Annotated in this window: 11 protein-coding genes; 4 read left to right on the plus strand and 7 right to left on the minus strand. The window is 60.6% G+C overall.

The window, feature by feature from the left end; translation table 11 throughout:
• Position 1: 1 nt before the first annotated feature.
• The 6 genes from ACU688_RS02365 to ACU688_RS02390 form a co-directional block, all read right to left on the minus strand.
• Positions 2-1,747, minus strand: coding sequence for an ABC transporter permease (locus ACU688_RS02365; protein ID WP_448183517.1), 1,746 nt, complete (start codon positions 1,745-1,747; stop codon positions 2-4).
• Positions 1,748-1,975: 228 nt separating this feature from the next.
• A complete protein-coding gene (locus ACU688_RS02370; protein WP_257781155.1) occupies positions 1,976-2,704 on the minus strand; it encodes an alanyl-tRNA editing protein in 729 nt (242 codons plus the stop codon).
• 2 nt (positions 2,705-2,706) lie between these two features.
• Complete coding sequence (locus tag ACU688_RS02375; RefSeq protein WP_448183518.1) at positions 2,707-3,699, minus strand: serine O-acetyltransferase; 993 nt, start codon at positions 3,697-3,699, stop codon at positions 2,707-2,709.
• Positions 3,700-3,736: 37 nt separating this feature from the next.
• Positions 3,737-4,651 (minus strand): PLP-dependent cysteine synthase family protein, encoded by a 915-nt coding sequence (locus tag ACU688_RS02380; protein ID WP_448183519.1) that lies wholly within the window; start codon positions 4,649-4,651, stop codon positions 3,737-3,739.
• 15 nt (positions 4,652-4,666) lie between these two features.
• Entirely contained in the window at positions 4,667-6,529 is a 1,863-nt protein-coding gene (gene moeB, locus ACU688_RS02385; protein ID WP_448183520.1) for a molybdopterin-synthase adenylyltransferase MoeB, read from the minus strand.
• Positions 6,530-6,552: 23 nt separating this feature from the next.
• Entirely contained in the window at positions 6,553-7,446 is an 894-nt protein-coding gene (locus ACU688_RS02390; RefSeq protein WP_448184020.1) for a DMT family transporter, read from the minus strand.
• 160 nt (positions 7,447-7,606) lie between these two features.
• On the opposite strand from ACU688_RS02390, the gene ACU688_RS02395 reads away from it, so the two are divergent.
• Positions 7,607-9,031, plus strand: a complete 1,425-nt coding sequence (locus tag ACU688_RS02395; protein WP_448183521.1) for an aminotransferase-like domain-containing protein — start codon at positions 7,607-7,609, stop codon at positions 9,029-9,031.
• A gap of 531 nt (positions 9,032-9,562) precedes the next feature.
• Here the strand turns inward: ACU688_RS02395 and ppsR are convergent.
• Complete coding sequence (gene ppsR / locus ACU688_RS02400) at positions 9,563-10,381, minus strand: posphoenolpyruvate synthetase regulatory kinase/phosphorylase PpsR (protein WP_017739558.1); 819 nt, start codon at positions 10,379-10,381, stop codon at positions 9,563-9,565.
• 178 nt (positions 10,382-10,559) lie between these two features.
• On the opposite strand from ppsR, the gene ppsA reads away from it, so the two are divergent.
• The 3 genes from ppsA (at position 10,560) to rraA (ending at position 14,711) form a co-directional block, all read left to right on the plus strand.
• Positions 10,560-12,935 (plus strand): phosphoenolpyruvate synthase, encoded by a 2,376-nt coding sequence (gene ppsA / locus ACU688_RS02405; RefSeq protein WP_124526656.1) that lies wholly within the window; start codon positions 10,560-10,562, stop codon positions 12,933-12,935.
• A 106-nt stretch (positions 12,936-13,041) separates the two neighbouring features.
• Positions 13,042-14,031, plus strand: coding sequence for an alpha/beta fold hydrolase (locus ACU688_RS02410; RefSeq protein WP_448183522.1), 990 nt, complete (start codon positions 13,042-13,044; stop codon positions 14,029-14,031).
• Between the two features lie 188 nt (positions 14,032-14,219).
• Positions 14,220-14,711 carry a ribonuclease E activity regulator RraA gene (rraA, locus tag ACU688_RS02415; protein ID WP_448183523.1) on the plus strand — a complete coding sequence of 164 codons (492 nt, stop codon included), beginning with the start codon at positions 14,220-14,222 and terminating at the stop codon, positions 14,709-14,711.
• The last annotated feature ends 18 nt before the right edge of the window (positions 14,712-14,729 follow it).

The following is a 14,729-nucleotide window of genomic DNA, read 5'->3' on the forward strand; positions in this document are numbered from 1 at the left end:
CTCAATTCAGACGCAGTTTGTTTTCAGCCAGGGCGTACATCGGGCGCCAGACCGCGCGGTTGAAGGCCACCACAAAGATCGACATCACCACCACGCCCAGGGCGATCTTCGGGAAATCGCCGGCAGCGGTGGTTTGCGCGATGTAGGCGCCAAGGCCGTGGGCGACCACGTTGTCCTGGCCCCAGGACACGTACTCGGAAACGATGCTGGCGTTCCATGCGCCGCCCGAGGCGGTAATCGCGCCGGTGACGTAATAGGGGAAAATCCCCGGCAGCATCACCTTGCGCCACCACAGCCAGCCGCGAATGCGGAAGTTGGCCGCAGCTTCCTTGTAGTCATTGGGAAACGCACTGGCACCGGCCACCACGTTGAACAGGATGTACCACTGAGTGCCGAGCACGATCAGCGGGCTGAGCCAGATGTCCGGGTTGAGGTGGTAGTGCAGGATCACGATGACAAACACCGGGAACAGCAGGTTCGCCGGGAACGCCGCGAGGAACTGCGCCACGGGCTGGATCTTTTGCGCCAGGCGCGGGCGCAGGCCGATCATCACGCCCAGCGGCACCCAGATCAGCGAGGCAATCAGGATCAACCCGCTGACCCGCAGCAGGGTAATCAAGCCCAGCACGAACACATGGCCGACCTCGGCGAAGGTCACTTCGGTGCCGACGTACATCACGATGTGGTACAGCGCGTAGGCGGTCAGCACGGCAATCAACGAACCCCACACCCAATCGATCACCTTGGACGCCGCCGGCGATTCCGCTGGCAGTGCCTTGAGCGCACCGCCGGCGAGGCTGAAGCGCTTATTGCCGATACGGCTGATGGTGCGGGTGATAGGACGCAGGATGCGCTGGACTATGCGCGTGCGCTGGATCAGGTTCAATACCCAGGATTGCGGCGCGGCGCCCTGGGAGGCGGTGGTTTCCATGCGGAACTTGTCGGCCCAGGCCACCAGCGGGCGGAACAGGAACTGGTCGTAGATCAGGATCACCGCGATCATCGCCAGGATCACGTAGCCCACGGCATGCAGGTCTTTCTGCGCGATGGCCAGGGCCAGGTACGAGCCCACGCCGGGCAGGGTGATGGTCTTGTCGCCGACGGTGATGGCTTCGGAGGCGACCACGAAAAACCAGCCGCCGGACATGCTCATCATCATGTTCCACACCAGGCCGGGCATGGCGAAGGGCACGTCAAGCTTCCAGAAGCGTTGCCAGCCGGAGAGCCGCAGGTTGGTGGACACTTCCACCAGGTCATGGGGCAGCATGCGCAGTGACTGGTAGAAGCTGAACGTCATGTTCCAGGCCTGGCTGGTGAAGATCGCAAAGATCGCCGCAAACTCGGCGCCGAGCACACGGCCGGGAAATAGCAACAGGAAGAAGGTCACCGTAAAGGAGATGTAACCAAGCACCGGCACCGATTGCAGGATGTCGAGCACCGGCACCAGGAGTTTTTCGGCGCGCCGGCTTTTTGCCGCCAGGGTGCCGTAGAGGAAGGTGAACACCAGTGCCGCCACCATCGCCGCGAGCATGCGCAGGGTGGTGCGCATGGCGTATTCCGGCAGGTTGGCCGGGTCGAGGGAGATGACCTCGCTCTGCAACGTGTCGATGGGCGCCCAGGTTTCCCGTGCAGTGATGGAAAAAAACAGCAGAAAGCCGATCACCAGCGGTAGGGCGACCAGGTCCCAACGATTGGGCAGCAAGCGCAAGGTGGAGGCTGGTATGTAGTGACGGAGCACTTTATTCATAGGCAGTCATTCCTGCTGCGTTCAGGTTCAGTGGGGGGGCGACGGGGTGAGCTTAGCTTCTGTTCGAAAGGCGGGCGGGTGCGCTTTCTGCGAGAGCTGGGTAGCAGCACATCAGGACGATGGCTGCTGGTGGAATGATACGTTTCTGAATGTTACAAGCGGATAAATTTCCTGTCAGTTCGCTGTACGAAAAGCGGCTGGGGCATTGGCGCTCCAGCCGCTTGAGGGTTATTCAAAACGCAGGATGACGCGGCGGTTGTGCTTGCTCTTCTTCTCGATTTTTTCGCAGAACACCCGGCCGATTTCCTCGGTGTTGATCACATGGGTGCCGCCGCACGGCTGGATATCCACCCCGGCAATTTCAATGATGCGCACCGAGCCTTGCACCACCGGCGGCGCAACCGCCTGGGTGCGGGTGATTTGCAGCAGGGTCGAATACTCCGAGGCAGGCATCGACAGGGCCTTCACCGTGTGGGCCTGTTCGATCAGCGCATTCAGGTCGCGGGTGATGCTGTCTTTGTCGAGGGTCATTTCCGGCAGGTCGAAATCCAGGCGACCTTTGTCGGCGCTGATGCTGCAACCGGTCACGGGGGCGTCGATGATCGAGCACAACAGGTGCAGGCAGGTGTGCATCTTCATGTGCTGGTAGCGCCGTTCCCAATCGAGGCCGGCGTCAACCTGCACCCCCGAGGTCAATTGTTCGGGGCAGTGTTCCACCTGGTGCCAGATGATCGAGCGCAGCACCGGGTCGCGCACGGTGCCGACGACCTCGACCCGCGTGCCATCGGCCAGGGTGAAGTGGCCGGTGTCACCTGGCTGCCCGCCGCCCGTGGGATAGAACAGCGTGTGCTCCAGGGCTATGCCGTGTTCGCTGACGGCGATGACCCGAGCGCTGAACGCATTCTGGTAGGGCGCGCTGTCGAACAGCGCCAGGGTTTCCATGGTGTGTACGGACATGTTCAACCTCCGACGTTCAAAGGGCTGGTTTGCAACAGGTGACGCACCATTGCACTCAAGCCAGGTGGGGAAAGCAGGGTGATTTCAAACTCCGGGCCGCAGACCTTCAGGTTGAGGGGCAGGCGCGGCAGGTGGCTATCGGCTTCAATGCGGTGCAGGCGAAATTGCAGGTGGTGGCGCTCTTTCACCGTCGGCTCCAGCATCAAGCCCGGCAAGGGGTGAAAGTCGGCGTCCAGCACCGTGACCTTGTGGTTGGCGTTGATTTCGCCGACCACGTGCAGGCGCTCGTCGAGGGCAAAGGCGCCGAGGTAATTGCTGTGCTCGGACTCGTCGTTTCTTTGCAGTTGCACCTGGTTGACCACCTTGACCTTGGTGCCCGCCGGCACGTCCTGGGTGATCACGCAGGACGGGCTGATAAACACGTTGTCGCCGATCAGCACATAGCCCAGCACGCGCGCGCCGGAGCCGACTTCGACGTTATTGCCCAGGCGCGGGTGGCGCTTGCCGTCCGGGTTGTTGGCGATGCCACGGGCACCGAGGGTCACGCCGCAGAGGATGTAGCAGTCGTTGCCGATCTCGCAGGTTTCGCCGATCACCGTGCCGTAGCCGTGGTCGAGCACAAAGCGCCGGCCGATACGCGCCGCCGGGTGGATCTCGGCGCCGGAGAGGATCTTGCCCTGGTTGCTGAGCTTGAGGGCAATGCGCGAGAACACGCCGTTGACCTGGTCGGGGAAGTTCCACACCAGGTGCGCCAGGCGATAGAACAGCACGGCCTTGAACGAGGCGTAGGACTCCAGGATCAGTTCACCCCGGCCCCGTGACGCCGGGTCACGGTAGGCGTAGGCGATCAAGTCTTCGGCCACGGCCTGGGCGGCGTTCTGCACCAAAGGCGCCAGGTGCGGTTCCAGCTGCTTCATCTGCGTTGGCGTCAGGGTCTTGATGAGGTGGGTGAGCAACTCATCGTGCAGCTGTTGCATGTCAATAAAGCCCCCCATGGAGGCACCCCCGCATTCTGGATGGTTGGGAAACCGCTTATTCGAAACTGGGCAGGTAGCTGTCGGCATTGTCGTAGACCATGGTCAGTACCACTGTTTCGGTGGGCAGCTCCGGGGCGAGCTTGGCGATGGCCACCATGTTGGCGGCCGAGGACAGGCCCAGGCTGATGGCATCCGTGCGCATGATGCGTTTCATCATGTCGATGCACTCCTGGCGCGACACCTTGAGCATGCCGTCCAGCACATCCAGGTTGAGGATGCTGGGGATCAGGCCAATCGACAGGCCCTGGATATGGTGCGGCGCGTGCTGGTTTTTCAGCAGGTCGCATTCTTCCGGCTCCACGCCCATGACGCGCAGCTCCGGCCAGGCGGCCTTGAGGGTTTCGCCGATGCCGGTGATGTGGCCACCGGTGCCGATGCCGCTTACGAAGTAGTCCGCGCGCCGTTCACCGAAGGCGCGCAGGATCTCGGGTGCGGTGGTGTCGCGGTGGGTTTGCGGGTTGGCGCCATTGCGTTGCTGGTTGAGCATCACGTAGCTGGGGTTTTCCAGTTGCAGTTCCAGGCACTTTTCGCCATGGGAGTTGTTGCCCAGGCGGCTGTCCGACAGCACCACCTTGGCGCCGTAGAGACGCAGCAGCTTTTGCTTTTCGGGGCTGTAGTTGTCGGGGATCACCAGCACCACTTTGTAGCCCAGCACGTTGCCCGCCATCACCAGGCCAATGCCGGTGTTGCCGCCGCTGGGCTCGATGATGGTTTGCCCGGCGTCACGGATCAGCACGCCACGGCGCTCGGCATCGAGGATCATGCCCAGGGCGATGCGCGCCTTGTGGCTGCCGCCCGGGTTGAGGGATTCGAGCTTGGCATAGACCTCGATGCCGAGGTCTTCGGAAAACTGTGCCAGGCGTACGATCGGCGTATGGCCGATGACGTCGAGAATGGAGTTATGCAGCATCAGTCAGCCCCCGGCTCAATACAAAGGCATGTCGGGTTCGACGTCGCGCACCCAATGCTTCATGCCGCCTTGCAGGACTTTGGTGTTGGCGAAGCCGGCCGCCAACAGGGTGGTGGCCGCTTGCTCGGCGCGGGTACCGGCGTAACAGATCAGGTAGTGGGTGTTGTCGCGGCTGAGGCTGTCGAGTTGCCCATCCAGCTCGGCCAGGGGGATGTGTACCACCCCAGGCAATTTGCACACTTCCAGTTCGCTGGCGTCGCGCACGTCCAGCAGTACGTCGGCGCTGTGGTGGTGTTCGAGCAGTTGCTTGAGCACGCGAGGCTTGATGTAGCGTTCTGCGGCCAGTGACGGTGTGCTCGGCACGGCATCGGCGCACACCGCCGGTGCCTGGGTTGCGCTGTGGCGCAGCTCTGAGCAGCACGGGCAGTCGGCGCGGCGCTTGAAGCGGATCTCGCTGAATTTCATCGCCAGCGCATCGAAGCGCATCAAGCGGCCGGACAAGGGTTCGCCGATGCCGATCAGCAACTTGATCGCCTCGGTGGCCTGGATCATCCCGACCACACCGGGCAACACGCCGATCACGCCACCGGCGCTGCAATTGGGCGCCAGCTCGGCGGGCGGCGCCTGGGGAAACAGGCAGCGGTAGCACGGCCCGCCTTTATAGTTGAGCACGCTGATCTGCCCGTCGAAACGGTAGATGGCGCCGTACACCAAGGGTTTGCCCAGCTGGACGCAGGCGTCGTTGACCAGGTAGCGGGTGTCGAAATTGTCGGTGCCGTCGATCACCAGGTCGTAGGCACCCACCAGTTCCAGGGCGTTGTCGCCATTCAGGGCGGTGTCGTGGGCGTTGATCTGGATGTGACGGTTGAGGTCTTGCAGGCGCTGCTTGGCGGATTCGACCTTGGGCATGCCCAACGTGCTGTTGCCGTGGACGATCTGGCGTTGCAGGTTGCTGCTTTCCACCACGTCGAAATCCACCAGCCCGAGGGTGCCGATGCCGGCCGCCGCCAGGTAGAGGCTGATGGGCGAGCCCAGGCCGCCGGTGCCGATGATCAGCACCTTGGCTTTCTTCAGGTTCAACTGGCCTTCACGGCCGACGCCCGGCAGGGTGATGTGGCGCACGTAGCGTTGTACTTCTTCATTGCTCAACGTCTGCACATCCATGCCGCCGGATGTGGCGAGCAACACTTCGATCCGGGCTTTCCCGGGGAGTGGATCGTCGGCGCCGATCAACTCTTCCTCGGCGGTAAACAGGAAGTGTTCCTTGAGCTGGTTGTTCTTTTCGTGGAACAGGTGCGGGCGCAATTGCGGGTGGCTGTTGCAGAGGTTTTCAATGACTTCGCGCAATGTCGATCCGGTGCCCTCAAGGGTCGATTCTGGCAGCCTGGCCACGCGAACCAGAATGTCGGGGAAAGAGACAGCGTTCATGGACAACTCCGTGTGCAGGTCGTTGAAAGGGTTAAGGGCGAACTGCTTGCCATCCCAGGCAAACAGCTTTGAACACAGGGCCTGGCCCTGGCGAACATCGACCACCAGGTAGCTCACGGGGAAGATCGGTTCGCCCATGAACAGCGCCTTGTCCTGGTCTTCGTCACTGAAGTAGGCGCCGACGTCGGGGTGGGAGTGGTAGATCACCACCACCGGGTTATCGCTGCGAAACGCCTTGTTCAGCAGCAGGGTGTCGGCCACCGAGAAGGTGTAGCCGTTGGCGGCGGTGCGCGGGTAGATCTCGGGGTTCTTGCGGTGCAGCTCGTTCTGGATATTGCTGCCCAGATGCACGCTGCCATCGGCGAAGACGAAACCACAGCATTCCTCGGGATAGCTGCGGCTGGCGTGGGCGTAGATCTGTTCCAGGGCTTTTGGGCGGAGGACGTCCATGTTTCTCTCGCGTCTGTTAAAGGTCATTTTTTCTTGGCCAGGAGTTTTTCAACCGGCAACTTGGTGATCGCAAAACCGGCCAGCAGGATGGCCGAATACAGCATCAGGTCGCGGGAAATCGCCACGCCTTCGTACCAGGCGCCGATGATCACCGCGAACACCGGGAAGATGATGAACACGAACGACAGGATGATCGGGCTCAGGCGCTTGAGCAGCATGAAGTACACGATGAAACCGCCGACCGAGGCGACCAGGCCGAGGTAGAACAGCGCACTCCAGGAGCGCAGGGTGATGCTGTCGAAGCTGGGGGTTTCAAACCACAGCCCGGCCACGAACAGCATCAGCCCGGCAATGCCGATGGGCAGGGTGTTGTAGGTGATTACGCTGATGGCGCTGCCTTTTTGCTTGGTAATGACGTAGCACAAGGCGTGCATGATCGCGGCGGTCAGAATCGCCAGCACCCCGAAGAACTCGGCGTGGTCCAGGTGCAGGCCCTGGCTCTTGATGATCATGTAGAGGCTGCCGAAACCGATACCGATACCGACCACCTGGGAGAAGTAGATGCGCTCGCGCAGGAACAGCGCGGAGAAAATCAGGATGAATACCGGCATGCAACTGAACAGCAGGGCGGTCAGGCCGGACGACACATGCATCTCGCCGTAGTTGAGCAGGTAATAGGGAACGCTGAAGTAGGAAAGGGTCACGAACACAAAGAACCAGCGGCTTTCCCGGGGGAACAGGATCGGCTCGCGACGCACCAGGGCAAAACACAGGAACAGCGGGAAGGCGATCAGGAAGCGCAGGCCCGCGGACGTCAGCGGCGGCACGCTCTCCACGGCGATCTTGATCCCCAGCCAGGTGGTGCCCCAGCTCAGGCACACGATGAGAAACATCAGGCTGGTGACCAGGCCGGCCAACCACTGTTTCTGGGATTTGGTTTTTTCAGCGTTTTCGAGAACGGCGGACATTGGCATCGTTTATTGCTTCCCTGAGCCGGAATTGAACTCTATATTGAACTTGTAATGAGTTATTAAATTCGGCGATTGAACCCGTAAAAGCACACTATTAGGGCGAAAGATGGCTGTCAAAACAAATATTGACATGGTGTCAATTATGCGTGAAGGGTTGTCCAGCGGGCAGGGCGTGAAGTACAAGCGCCTGTCCGATGTCATGGAGCGGGGCATCCTTGAAGGGCTGATTGAACCAGGACGAAAGCTACCGCCCCACAGGGTGCTTTCCGACAATCTTGGGGTGACCATCGGCACCATCAGCCGGGCTTACGGCGAACTGGAACGCCTGGGGTTGGTGGTGGCGCGGGTGGGTGACGGCACTTTCGTACGCAAGCGTGGGATGGAGCGCCAACGTGATGAAGGTTTTCGCAACTTCAGTGAGGAGCCGCGCCAGTTCTTCGACATGAGCCGCAACATGCATATCCCCGGGCAAGAGACGGCCTTTCTTTCCCAGAGCCTGCAAACCTTGGCGACCAACGCCAAGTTCCTCCAGGACATCAGCGCCTACACCCCCGATGCCGGCCTGCCGCGTTACCGCGAAGCGGGCGCGCAATGGCTGGTGCAGCGTGACTTTCATCCGATTCCCGAGCAGGTCATCTGCGTCAATGGCGGCCAGCATGGTTTGCTCTGCGCGATGATGGCGTTGCTGCGCGCGGGCGATACGGTGGTCACCGAGCAATTGACGTACCCGGGGTTGATCACCGCAGCCCGCATGCTTGGCGTGCGCTTGATCGGTCTGGAGATGGACGAGGAGGGCGTGCTGCCGGGGGCCTTGGACGAAGTCTGTCGTAACCACCGGGTTTCGGCGTTGTATTGCACACCGACCATCCAGAACCCGACCACGGCGGTCCTGTCGATTTCGCGCCGGGAAGCGTTGGCCAGGGTTTGTCGCGAACACAACCTGCTGATGCTCGAAGACGAGGCTCACGGCGTGTTGGTGGAAGATCGTCCGCCGCCCCTCAGTTATTTCGCGCCCGAGCGTACGATCTTGATCAGCAGCCTGAGCAAGGCGGTGTCGGCTGGGTTGCGCGTGGGTTACGTGCATGCGCCGCCGGCGTTGGTCAGCCGTATCTCGGCGGCGCTGCGTTCGACCTGCTGGATGGCCACGCCGGTCACGCTGGAACTGGCGACGCAGTGGATCGAAAATGGCACTGCGGAATATCTCTTGCGTCAGCAGATCAACGAGATCAGCCGCCGCAAAACCCTGGTCGAGGACTTGTTGGCCGGGCTTGAGTACCGCACGCACCTCAACAGCCCGCACTTCTGGATTGAAGTCCCGGAACCGTGGCGCGCGTCGGAAATCGAGGCGGAGCTTAAGCAGAATAATTACCTGATCGCCACGGCCGAGGCGTTTGCCGTAGGGCAGACGGCGGTGCCGCAGTTTATTCGGGCGAGTGTCTGCAATACATCGGGGGATGATCAGCTGTTGTTGGCGGGGTTTGATGCGTTGGCGACGGCGCTGGGGCAGGGTGGGGGGCGGTTTCAGTTGTAGGCAGGGTTACCGCGTTATCGTTCATCGCAGGCAAGCCAGCTCCCACATTTTGATATGTAAATGCAGTCAAATGTGGGAGCGGGCTTGCCCGCGATGGGCATAGGCATCTACACAACTATTGGACCTGACAAAACCCGAAGCTCTGGCTCTGGCTCTGGCTTTTGATCTTAGGCGCCCCGTTAACCACGCTGGCCGGAGAGAGGGCACACCGAGCCTAGGCGAGGTGCCGAGTGGTGGGGCAAGAGCGTTTTGCTTACTTTTGCGCTCTTCAAAAGTGAGCCGCCGTAAGGGCGGAACCAATATCAGCCGTTACCTAAATAACGGATATGTACTCCGGCCAAAAAACCTCAGCGCCTAACACCTAGCTATCGCAGGCAAGCCAGCTCCCACAGTAGAGCCGATTTACACCCGGTAAAAATCGCCCGACTGCCAGGCCGTCACGGGAGCAAGCTCCCTCGCCACAGGTCCAGCAGTCATGCTCAAAGTTGTGTAGATACCTATGCCGCGAAGGGGCCAACCCAGGCAACACAACTACTTGAACCTACGCTCCACACCCTTCTCCACCAAAATCTTCGCGGAAATCTCTTCCACCGAAAAGTGCGTGGAATTGATATGCGCAATATTCTCGCGACGGAACAGATTTTCTACTTCACGCACTTCGAACTCGCACTGCGCATAGCTGGAGTAACGGCTATTGGGCTTGCGCTCGTTGCGGATCGAGGTAAGGCGGTCCGGGTCGATGGTCAGGCCGAACAACTTGTGCCGGTGTGAGCGCAAGGCCGCAGGCAGCGTCAGGTGCTCCATGTCGTCTTCGGTCAGCGGGTAGTTGGCCGCGCGGATGCCGAATTGCATGGCCATGTACAGACAAGTTGGCGTCTTGCCGCAGCGAGACACGCCCACCAGGATCAGGTCGGCCTTGTCGTAGTAATGCGTGCGGGCGCCGTCGTCGTTGTCGAGGGCGAAGTTCACCGCCTCGATACGCTCCATATAGTTGGAGTTGTGTCCAATGGAATGGGACTTTCCTACCGAGTACGAGGAGTGTTCACTCAGCTCTTGCTCCAGTGGCGCGAGGAACGTCGAGAAGATGTCGATCATGAAACCATTGGAAGTCGCGAGGATCTCACGAATGTCCTGATTGACAATGGTGTCGAAAATGATCGGCCGAAAGCCGTCTTTTTCAGCCGCCAGATTGATTTGTTGTACCATGGCCCGCGCTTTATCCACGCTGTCGATATAAGGCCGCGTGAATTTGGCGAAGGTAATGTTTTCGAACTGCGCCAACAGGCTTTGACCCAATGTTTCGGCGGTGATGCCGGTGCCGTCGGAGATAAAGAAAGCAGATCGTTTCATTTGAGCCCTGGGCCTTAAGCTGATGACGAATCTTGGATATGATAGGCGCGATTTTGCCGTCCCGCAGTGGGCCGCATTCTCACTTATTTTCCAGGTCCAGGCCACAAGCGCTGGCGAAAGCTCCTACTGAGCAGCCGGCGTCCTGAGCTTTTCCAACACAGTTAGTGGAGAGATCACCTTGGTAGAGTACGTAGTTTCCCTCGATAAGCTCGGCGTCCATGATGTAGAGCACGTGGGGGGCAAGAACGCATCCCTCGGCGAGATGATCAGTAATCTTGCAGGCGCTGGTGTTTCGGTGCCGGGTGGTTTTGCCACCACGGCCCAGGCTTACCGCGATTTTCTCGAACTGAGCGGCCTCAACGCTCAGATCCACGCCGCGCTGGACGCACTGGACGTCGATGACGTCAACGCCCTGGCCAAGACCGGCAGCCAGATCCGTCAATGGATCATGGACGCCGAGTTCCCCGAGAAGCTCAACGAAGAAATCCGCACCGCCTTCGCCGAACTGTCGGCTGGCAACCCGGACGTGGCCGTTGCCGTGCGTTCCTCGGCCACCGCCGAAGACTTGCCGGATGCCTCTTTCGCCGGCCAGCAAGAAACCTTCCTGAACATCCGCGGCGTGGAAAACGTGATCCGCGCGGCCAAGGAAGTGTTCGCCTCGCTGTTCAACGATCGCGCGATTTCCTACCGTGTACACCAAGGTTTCGACCACAAGCTGGTAGCCCTGTCTGCCGGCGTGCAGCGCATGGTGCGTTCGGAAACTGGCACCGCCGGCGTGATGTTCACCCTTGATACCGAATCCGGCTTCCGTGATGTGGTGTTTATCACCGGCGCCTACGGCCTGGGGGAAACCGTCGTACAAGGCGCGGTGAACCCGGACGAATTCTACGTCCACAAGCACACCCTTGAAGCCGGTCGTCCGGCCATCCTGCGCCGCAACCTGGGCAGCAAGGCCATCAAGATGATCTACGGCGACGAAGCCAAGGCCGGCCGTTCGGTGAAAACCGTTGACGTCGACAAAGCTGATCGCGCGCGTTTCTGCCTGACCGACGCTGAAGTCAGCGAATTGGCCAAGCAAGCGATGATCATCGAAAAGCACTACAAGTGCCCGATGGACATCGAGTGGGCCAAAGACGGCGACGACGGCAAGCTGTACATCGTGCAGGCCCGCCCGGAAACCGTGAAGAGCCGCACTTCGGCCAACGTCATGGAACGCTACCTGCTGAAAGAAACCGGCACCGTGCTGGTAGAAGGCCGTGCCATCGGCCAGCGCATCGGCGCCGGCAAGGTGCGGATCATCAAGGACGTGTCCGAAATGGACAAAGTCCAGCCAGGTGACGTACTGGTCTCCGACATGACCGACCCGGACTGGGAACCGGTGATGAAACGCGCCAGCGCCATCGTCACCAACCGTGGCGGGCGTACCTGCCACGCGGCGATCATCGCCCGTGAACTGGGGATTCCTGCGGTCGTGGGCTGCGGCAACGCGACCCAACTGCTCAAGGACGGCCAGGGCGTCACCGTTTCCTGTGCCGAAGGCGACACCGGCTTCATCTTTGAAGGCGAGCTGGGCTTCGACATCAAGCAAAACTCCATCGACGCCATGCCCGACCTACCGTTCAAGATCATGATGAACGTCGGCAACCCGGACCGCGCCTTCGACTTCGCGCAGCTGCCGAACGCCGGTGTGGGCCTGGCCCGCCTGGAGTTCATCATCAACCGCATGATCGGCGTGCACCCCAAGGCCCTGTTGAACTACGACGGCCTGCCGCTGGACATCAAGGAAAGCGTCGACAAGCGCATCGCCGGCTACAACGACCCGGTGGGTTTCTACGTCGAGAAGCTGGTGGAAGGGATCAGCACCCTGGCGGCGGCGTTCTACCCGAAAAAGGTCATCGTGCGCCTGTCGGACTTCAAGTCCAACGAATACGCCAACCTGATCGGCGGCAAGCTGTACGAGCCGGAAGAAGAAAACCCGATGCTGGGTTTCCGTGGTGCCTCGCGTTACATCAGCGAAGCGTTCCGCGACTGCTTCGAGCTGGAATGCCGCGCCCTCAAGCGCGTGCGTAACGAGATGGGCCTGACCAACGTCGAGATCATGGTGCCGTTCGTGCGCACCCTGGGTGAAGCGAGCCAGGTGGTGGACCTGCTGGCTGAAAATGGCCTGTCCCGTGGCGAGAACGGCCTGCGCGTGATCATGATGTGCGAGCTGCCGTCCAACGCCATCCTGGCCGAAGAGTTCCTGGAATTCTTCGACGGTTTCTCCATCGGCTCCAACGACCTGACCCAGCTCACCCTGGGCCTGGACCGCGACTCCGGGATCATCGCGCACCTGTTCGACGAGCGAAATCCTGCGGTGAAGAAGCTGCTGGCCAACGCCATCCAGGCCTGCAACAAGGCCGGCAAGTACATCGGTATCTGCGGCCAAGGCCCTTCCGACCACCCGGACCTGGCCAAATGGCTGATGGAACAAGGTATCGAGAGCGTCTCGCTGAACCCCGATTCCGTGCTGGAAACCTGGTTCTTCCTGGCGGAAGGCCAAGCGTCCGCCTAAGGTCGGTACGTCAAAAGTGCCGGTCACTCGTTGAGGGTGGCCGGCATTCTTATCTGTACAGGGCGGGCCTCCTCGCGGACGCCGCCCTTTTTTGTGCAAGAGCATTATGCAAAGCAGCAGCAACCTGTTTCCCGTCGCCTTGATCAGCGCTGAACGTCGTGGCGACCTGAGTGAAGATGTCTATCGCCTCAAACCCGGTAACAGTCCCGACGGCACCGTCGAGCTGGCGGTTACCCGTTTGGGCCTGGCTGATGTCCCGGAAAACCGGGGCATCCCCGTTATTTTGTTGCACGGCAGTTTTTCCAATCGACGCTTTTGGTATTCGCCCAAGGGGCTCGGGCTGGGCGCTCACCTGGCCCGTCAGGGGTTTGATGTGTGGATCCCGGAAATGCGCGGGCATGGCCTGTCCAAGCGCAATCATGACTACGCGCGCAACCGTGTCGCGGACTATGCGCGCTACGATTTGCCGGCCATTGGCGCGTTTGTGCGTGAGCAAAGCGGGCAGATCCCGCATTGGCTCGGTCATTCGTTGGGCGCCACCAGCTTGGCTGCGGCCCTGGGTGGGCAACACTTGGGCGCGCCGGCAGTGGCGTCGGTGGCATTGTTTGGCTGCCAGGTCAGTCGCACGCATTGGCCGTTGAAACTGCCGCCGCTGGAGTGGACTGGCCGCTTGCTGTTGAAACGCTTCGGCGAGATTTCCGGCACACGGTTCAAGCGCGGCCCGGAGGACGAACCGGCGGGCGTGCTGATCGAAGCCATGCGCTGGAACGGCCTGTTTGGACGTTTTGGCGAAGGTAAAAATGATTGGTGGAAAGGCCTGGCCGACGTCGAGGTGCCGCTCTTGGCTGTGAGCGCTGCCGGCGACCATCAAGACCCGGACTGGGCCTGTCGCAAGCTGTTCGAGCAGATCGGCTCCGAACATCGCCAGTATCTGTGCCTGGGGCGCCAGCAAGGGTTTACCGGGGATTTCGGGCACGTTGAGATGCTGGTCAGCAAAGCTGCACAGGTTGAAGTGTGGCCGTTGGTGGCGCAATGGTTGAAGGATCCACTCACACCTTTGTTCGGGGCCTCGGTCGAGGCTGCGACTGAGGTTTGATGAGGCGCTCAACCACGGGCGTTTCGCTCCTTTACGGTTGCGGCTAAGATATGACGCGCTGAGCGCTTCTGGTCATATTCAGTCGCGCAGTGGCTATTGCGTTACGGCGAGGTGAGTGGGATGTTCCTTGTCCGCCTTTACCGGTACTTCCTTGAAAGACACTTCTTTGACAGAAAGGAATTTTTTCGATGAACCATTACGTGACCCCCGACCTGTGCGACGCCTACCCGGAGCTGGTACAGGTTGTCGAACCGATGTTCAGCAACTTCGGCGGCCGAGACTCCTTTGGTGGTGAGATCGTCACTATCAAGTGCTTCGAAGATAACTCGTTGGTCAAGGAACAAGCCGACCAGCCGGGCTCCGGCAAGGTGCTGGTGGTCGATGGTGGTGGTTCCCTGCGCCGCGCCTTGCTGGGTGACATGATCGCTGAAAAGGCCGCAAAAAACGGTTGGGAAGGGCTGGTGATCTACGGTTGCATCCGTGACGTCGATGTCATCGCGCAGACCGATTTGGGTGTGCAGGCGCTGGCTAGCCACCCGATGAAAACCGACAAGCGCGGCATCGGCGACCTGAACGTGGTGGTCACGTTTGCCGGCGTGACGTTCCGCCCGGGTGAATACATCTATGCCGATAACAACGGTGTGATCGTGTCGCCAAGCCCGCTGAAAATGCCTGAATAAACCGCAATAGCCGATGGG

Source organism: Pseudomonas acericola (SeqCode) (assembly GCF_053456465.1).

Coding starts and splice junctions, on each gene's coding strand:
- ACU688_RS02365 (WP_448183517.1), bottom strand. CDS start 1,747: ATGAATAAAGTGCTCCGTCACTACATACCAGCCTCCACCTTGCGCTTG.
- ACU688_RS02370 (WP_257781155.1), bottom strand. CDS start 2,704: ATGTCCGTACACACCATGGAAACCCTGGCGCTGTTCGACAGCGCGCCC.
- ACU688_RS02375 (WP_448183518.1), bottom strand. CDS start 3,699: ATGGGGGGCTTTATTGACATGCAACAGCTGCACGATGAGTTGCTCACC.
- ACU688_RS02380 (WP_448183519.1), bottom strand. CDS start 4,651: ATGCTGCATAACTCCATTCTCGACGTCATCGGCCATACGCCGATCGTA.
- moeB (WP_448183520.1), bottom strand. CDS start 6,529: ATGGACGTCCTCCGCCCAAAAGCCCTGGAACAGATCTACGCCCACGCC.
- ACU688_RS02395 (WP_448183521.1), top strand. CDS start 7,607: ATGGCTGTCAAAACAAATATTGACATGGTGTCAATTATGCGTGAAGGG.
- ppsR (WP_017739558.1), bottom strand. CDS start 10,381: ATGAAACGATCTGCTTTCTTTATCTCCGACGGCACCGGCATCACCGCC.
- ACU688_RS02410 (WP_448183522.1), top strand. CDS start 13,042: ATGCAAAGCAGCAGCAACCTGTTTCCCGTCGCCTTGATCAGCGCTGAA.
- rraA (WP_448183523.1), top strand. CDS start 14,220: ATGAACCATTACGTGACCCCCGACCTGTGCGACGCCTACCCGGAGCTG.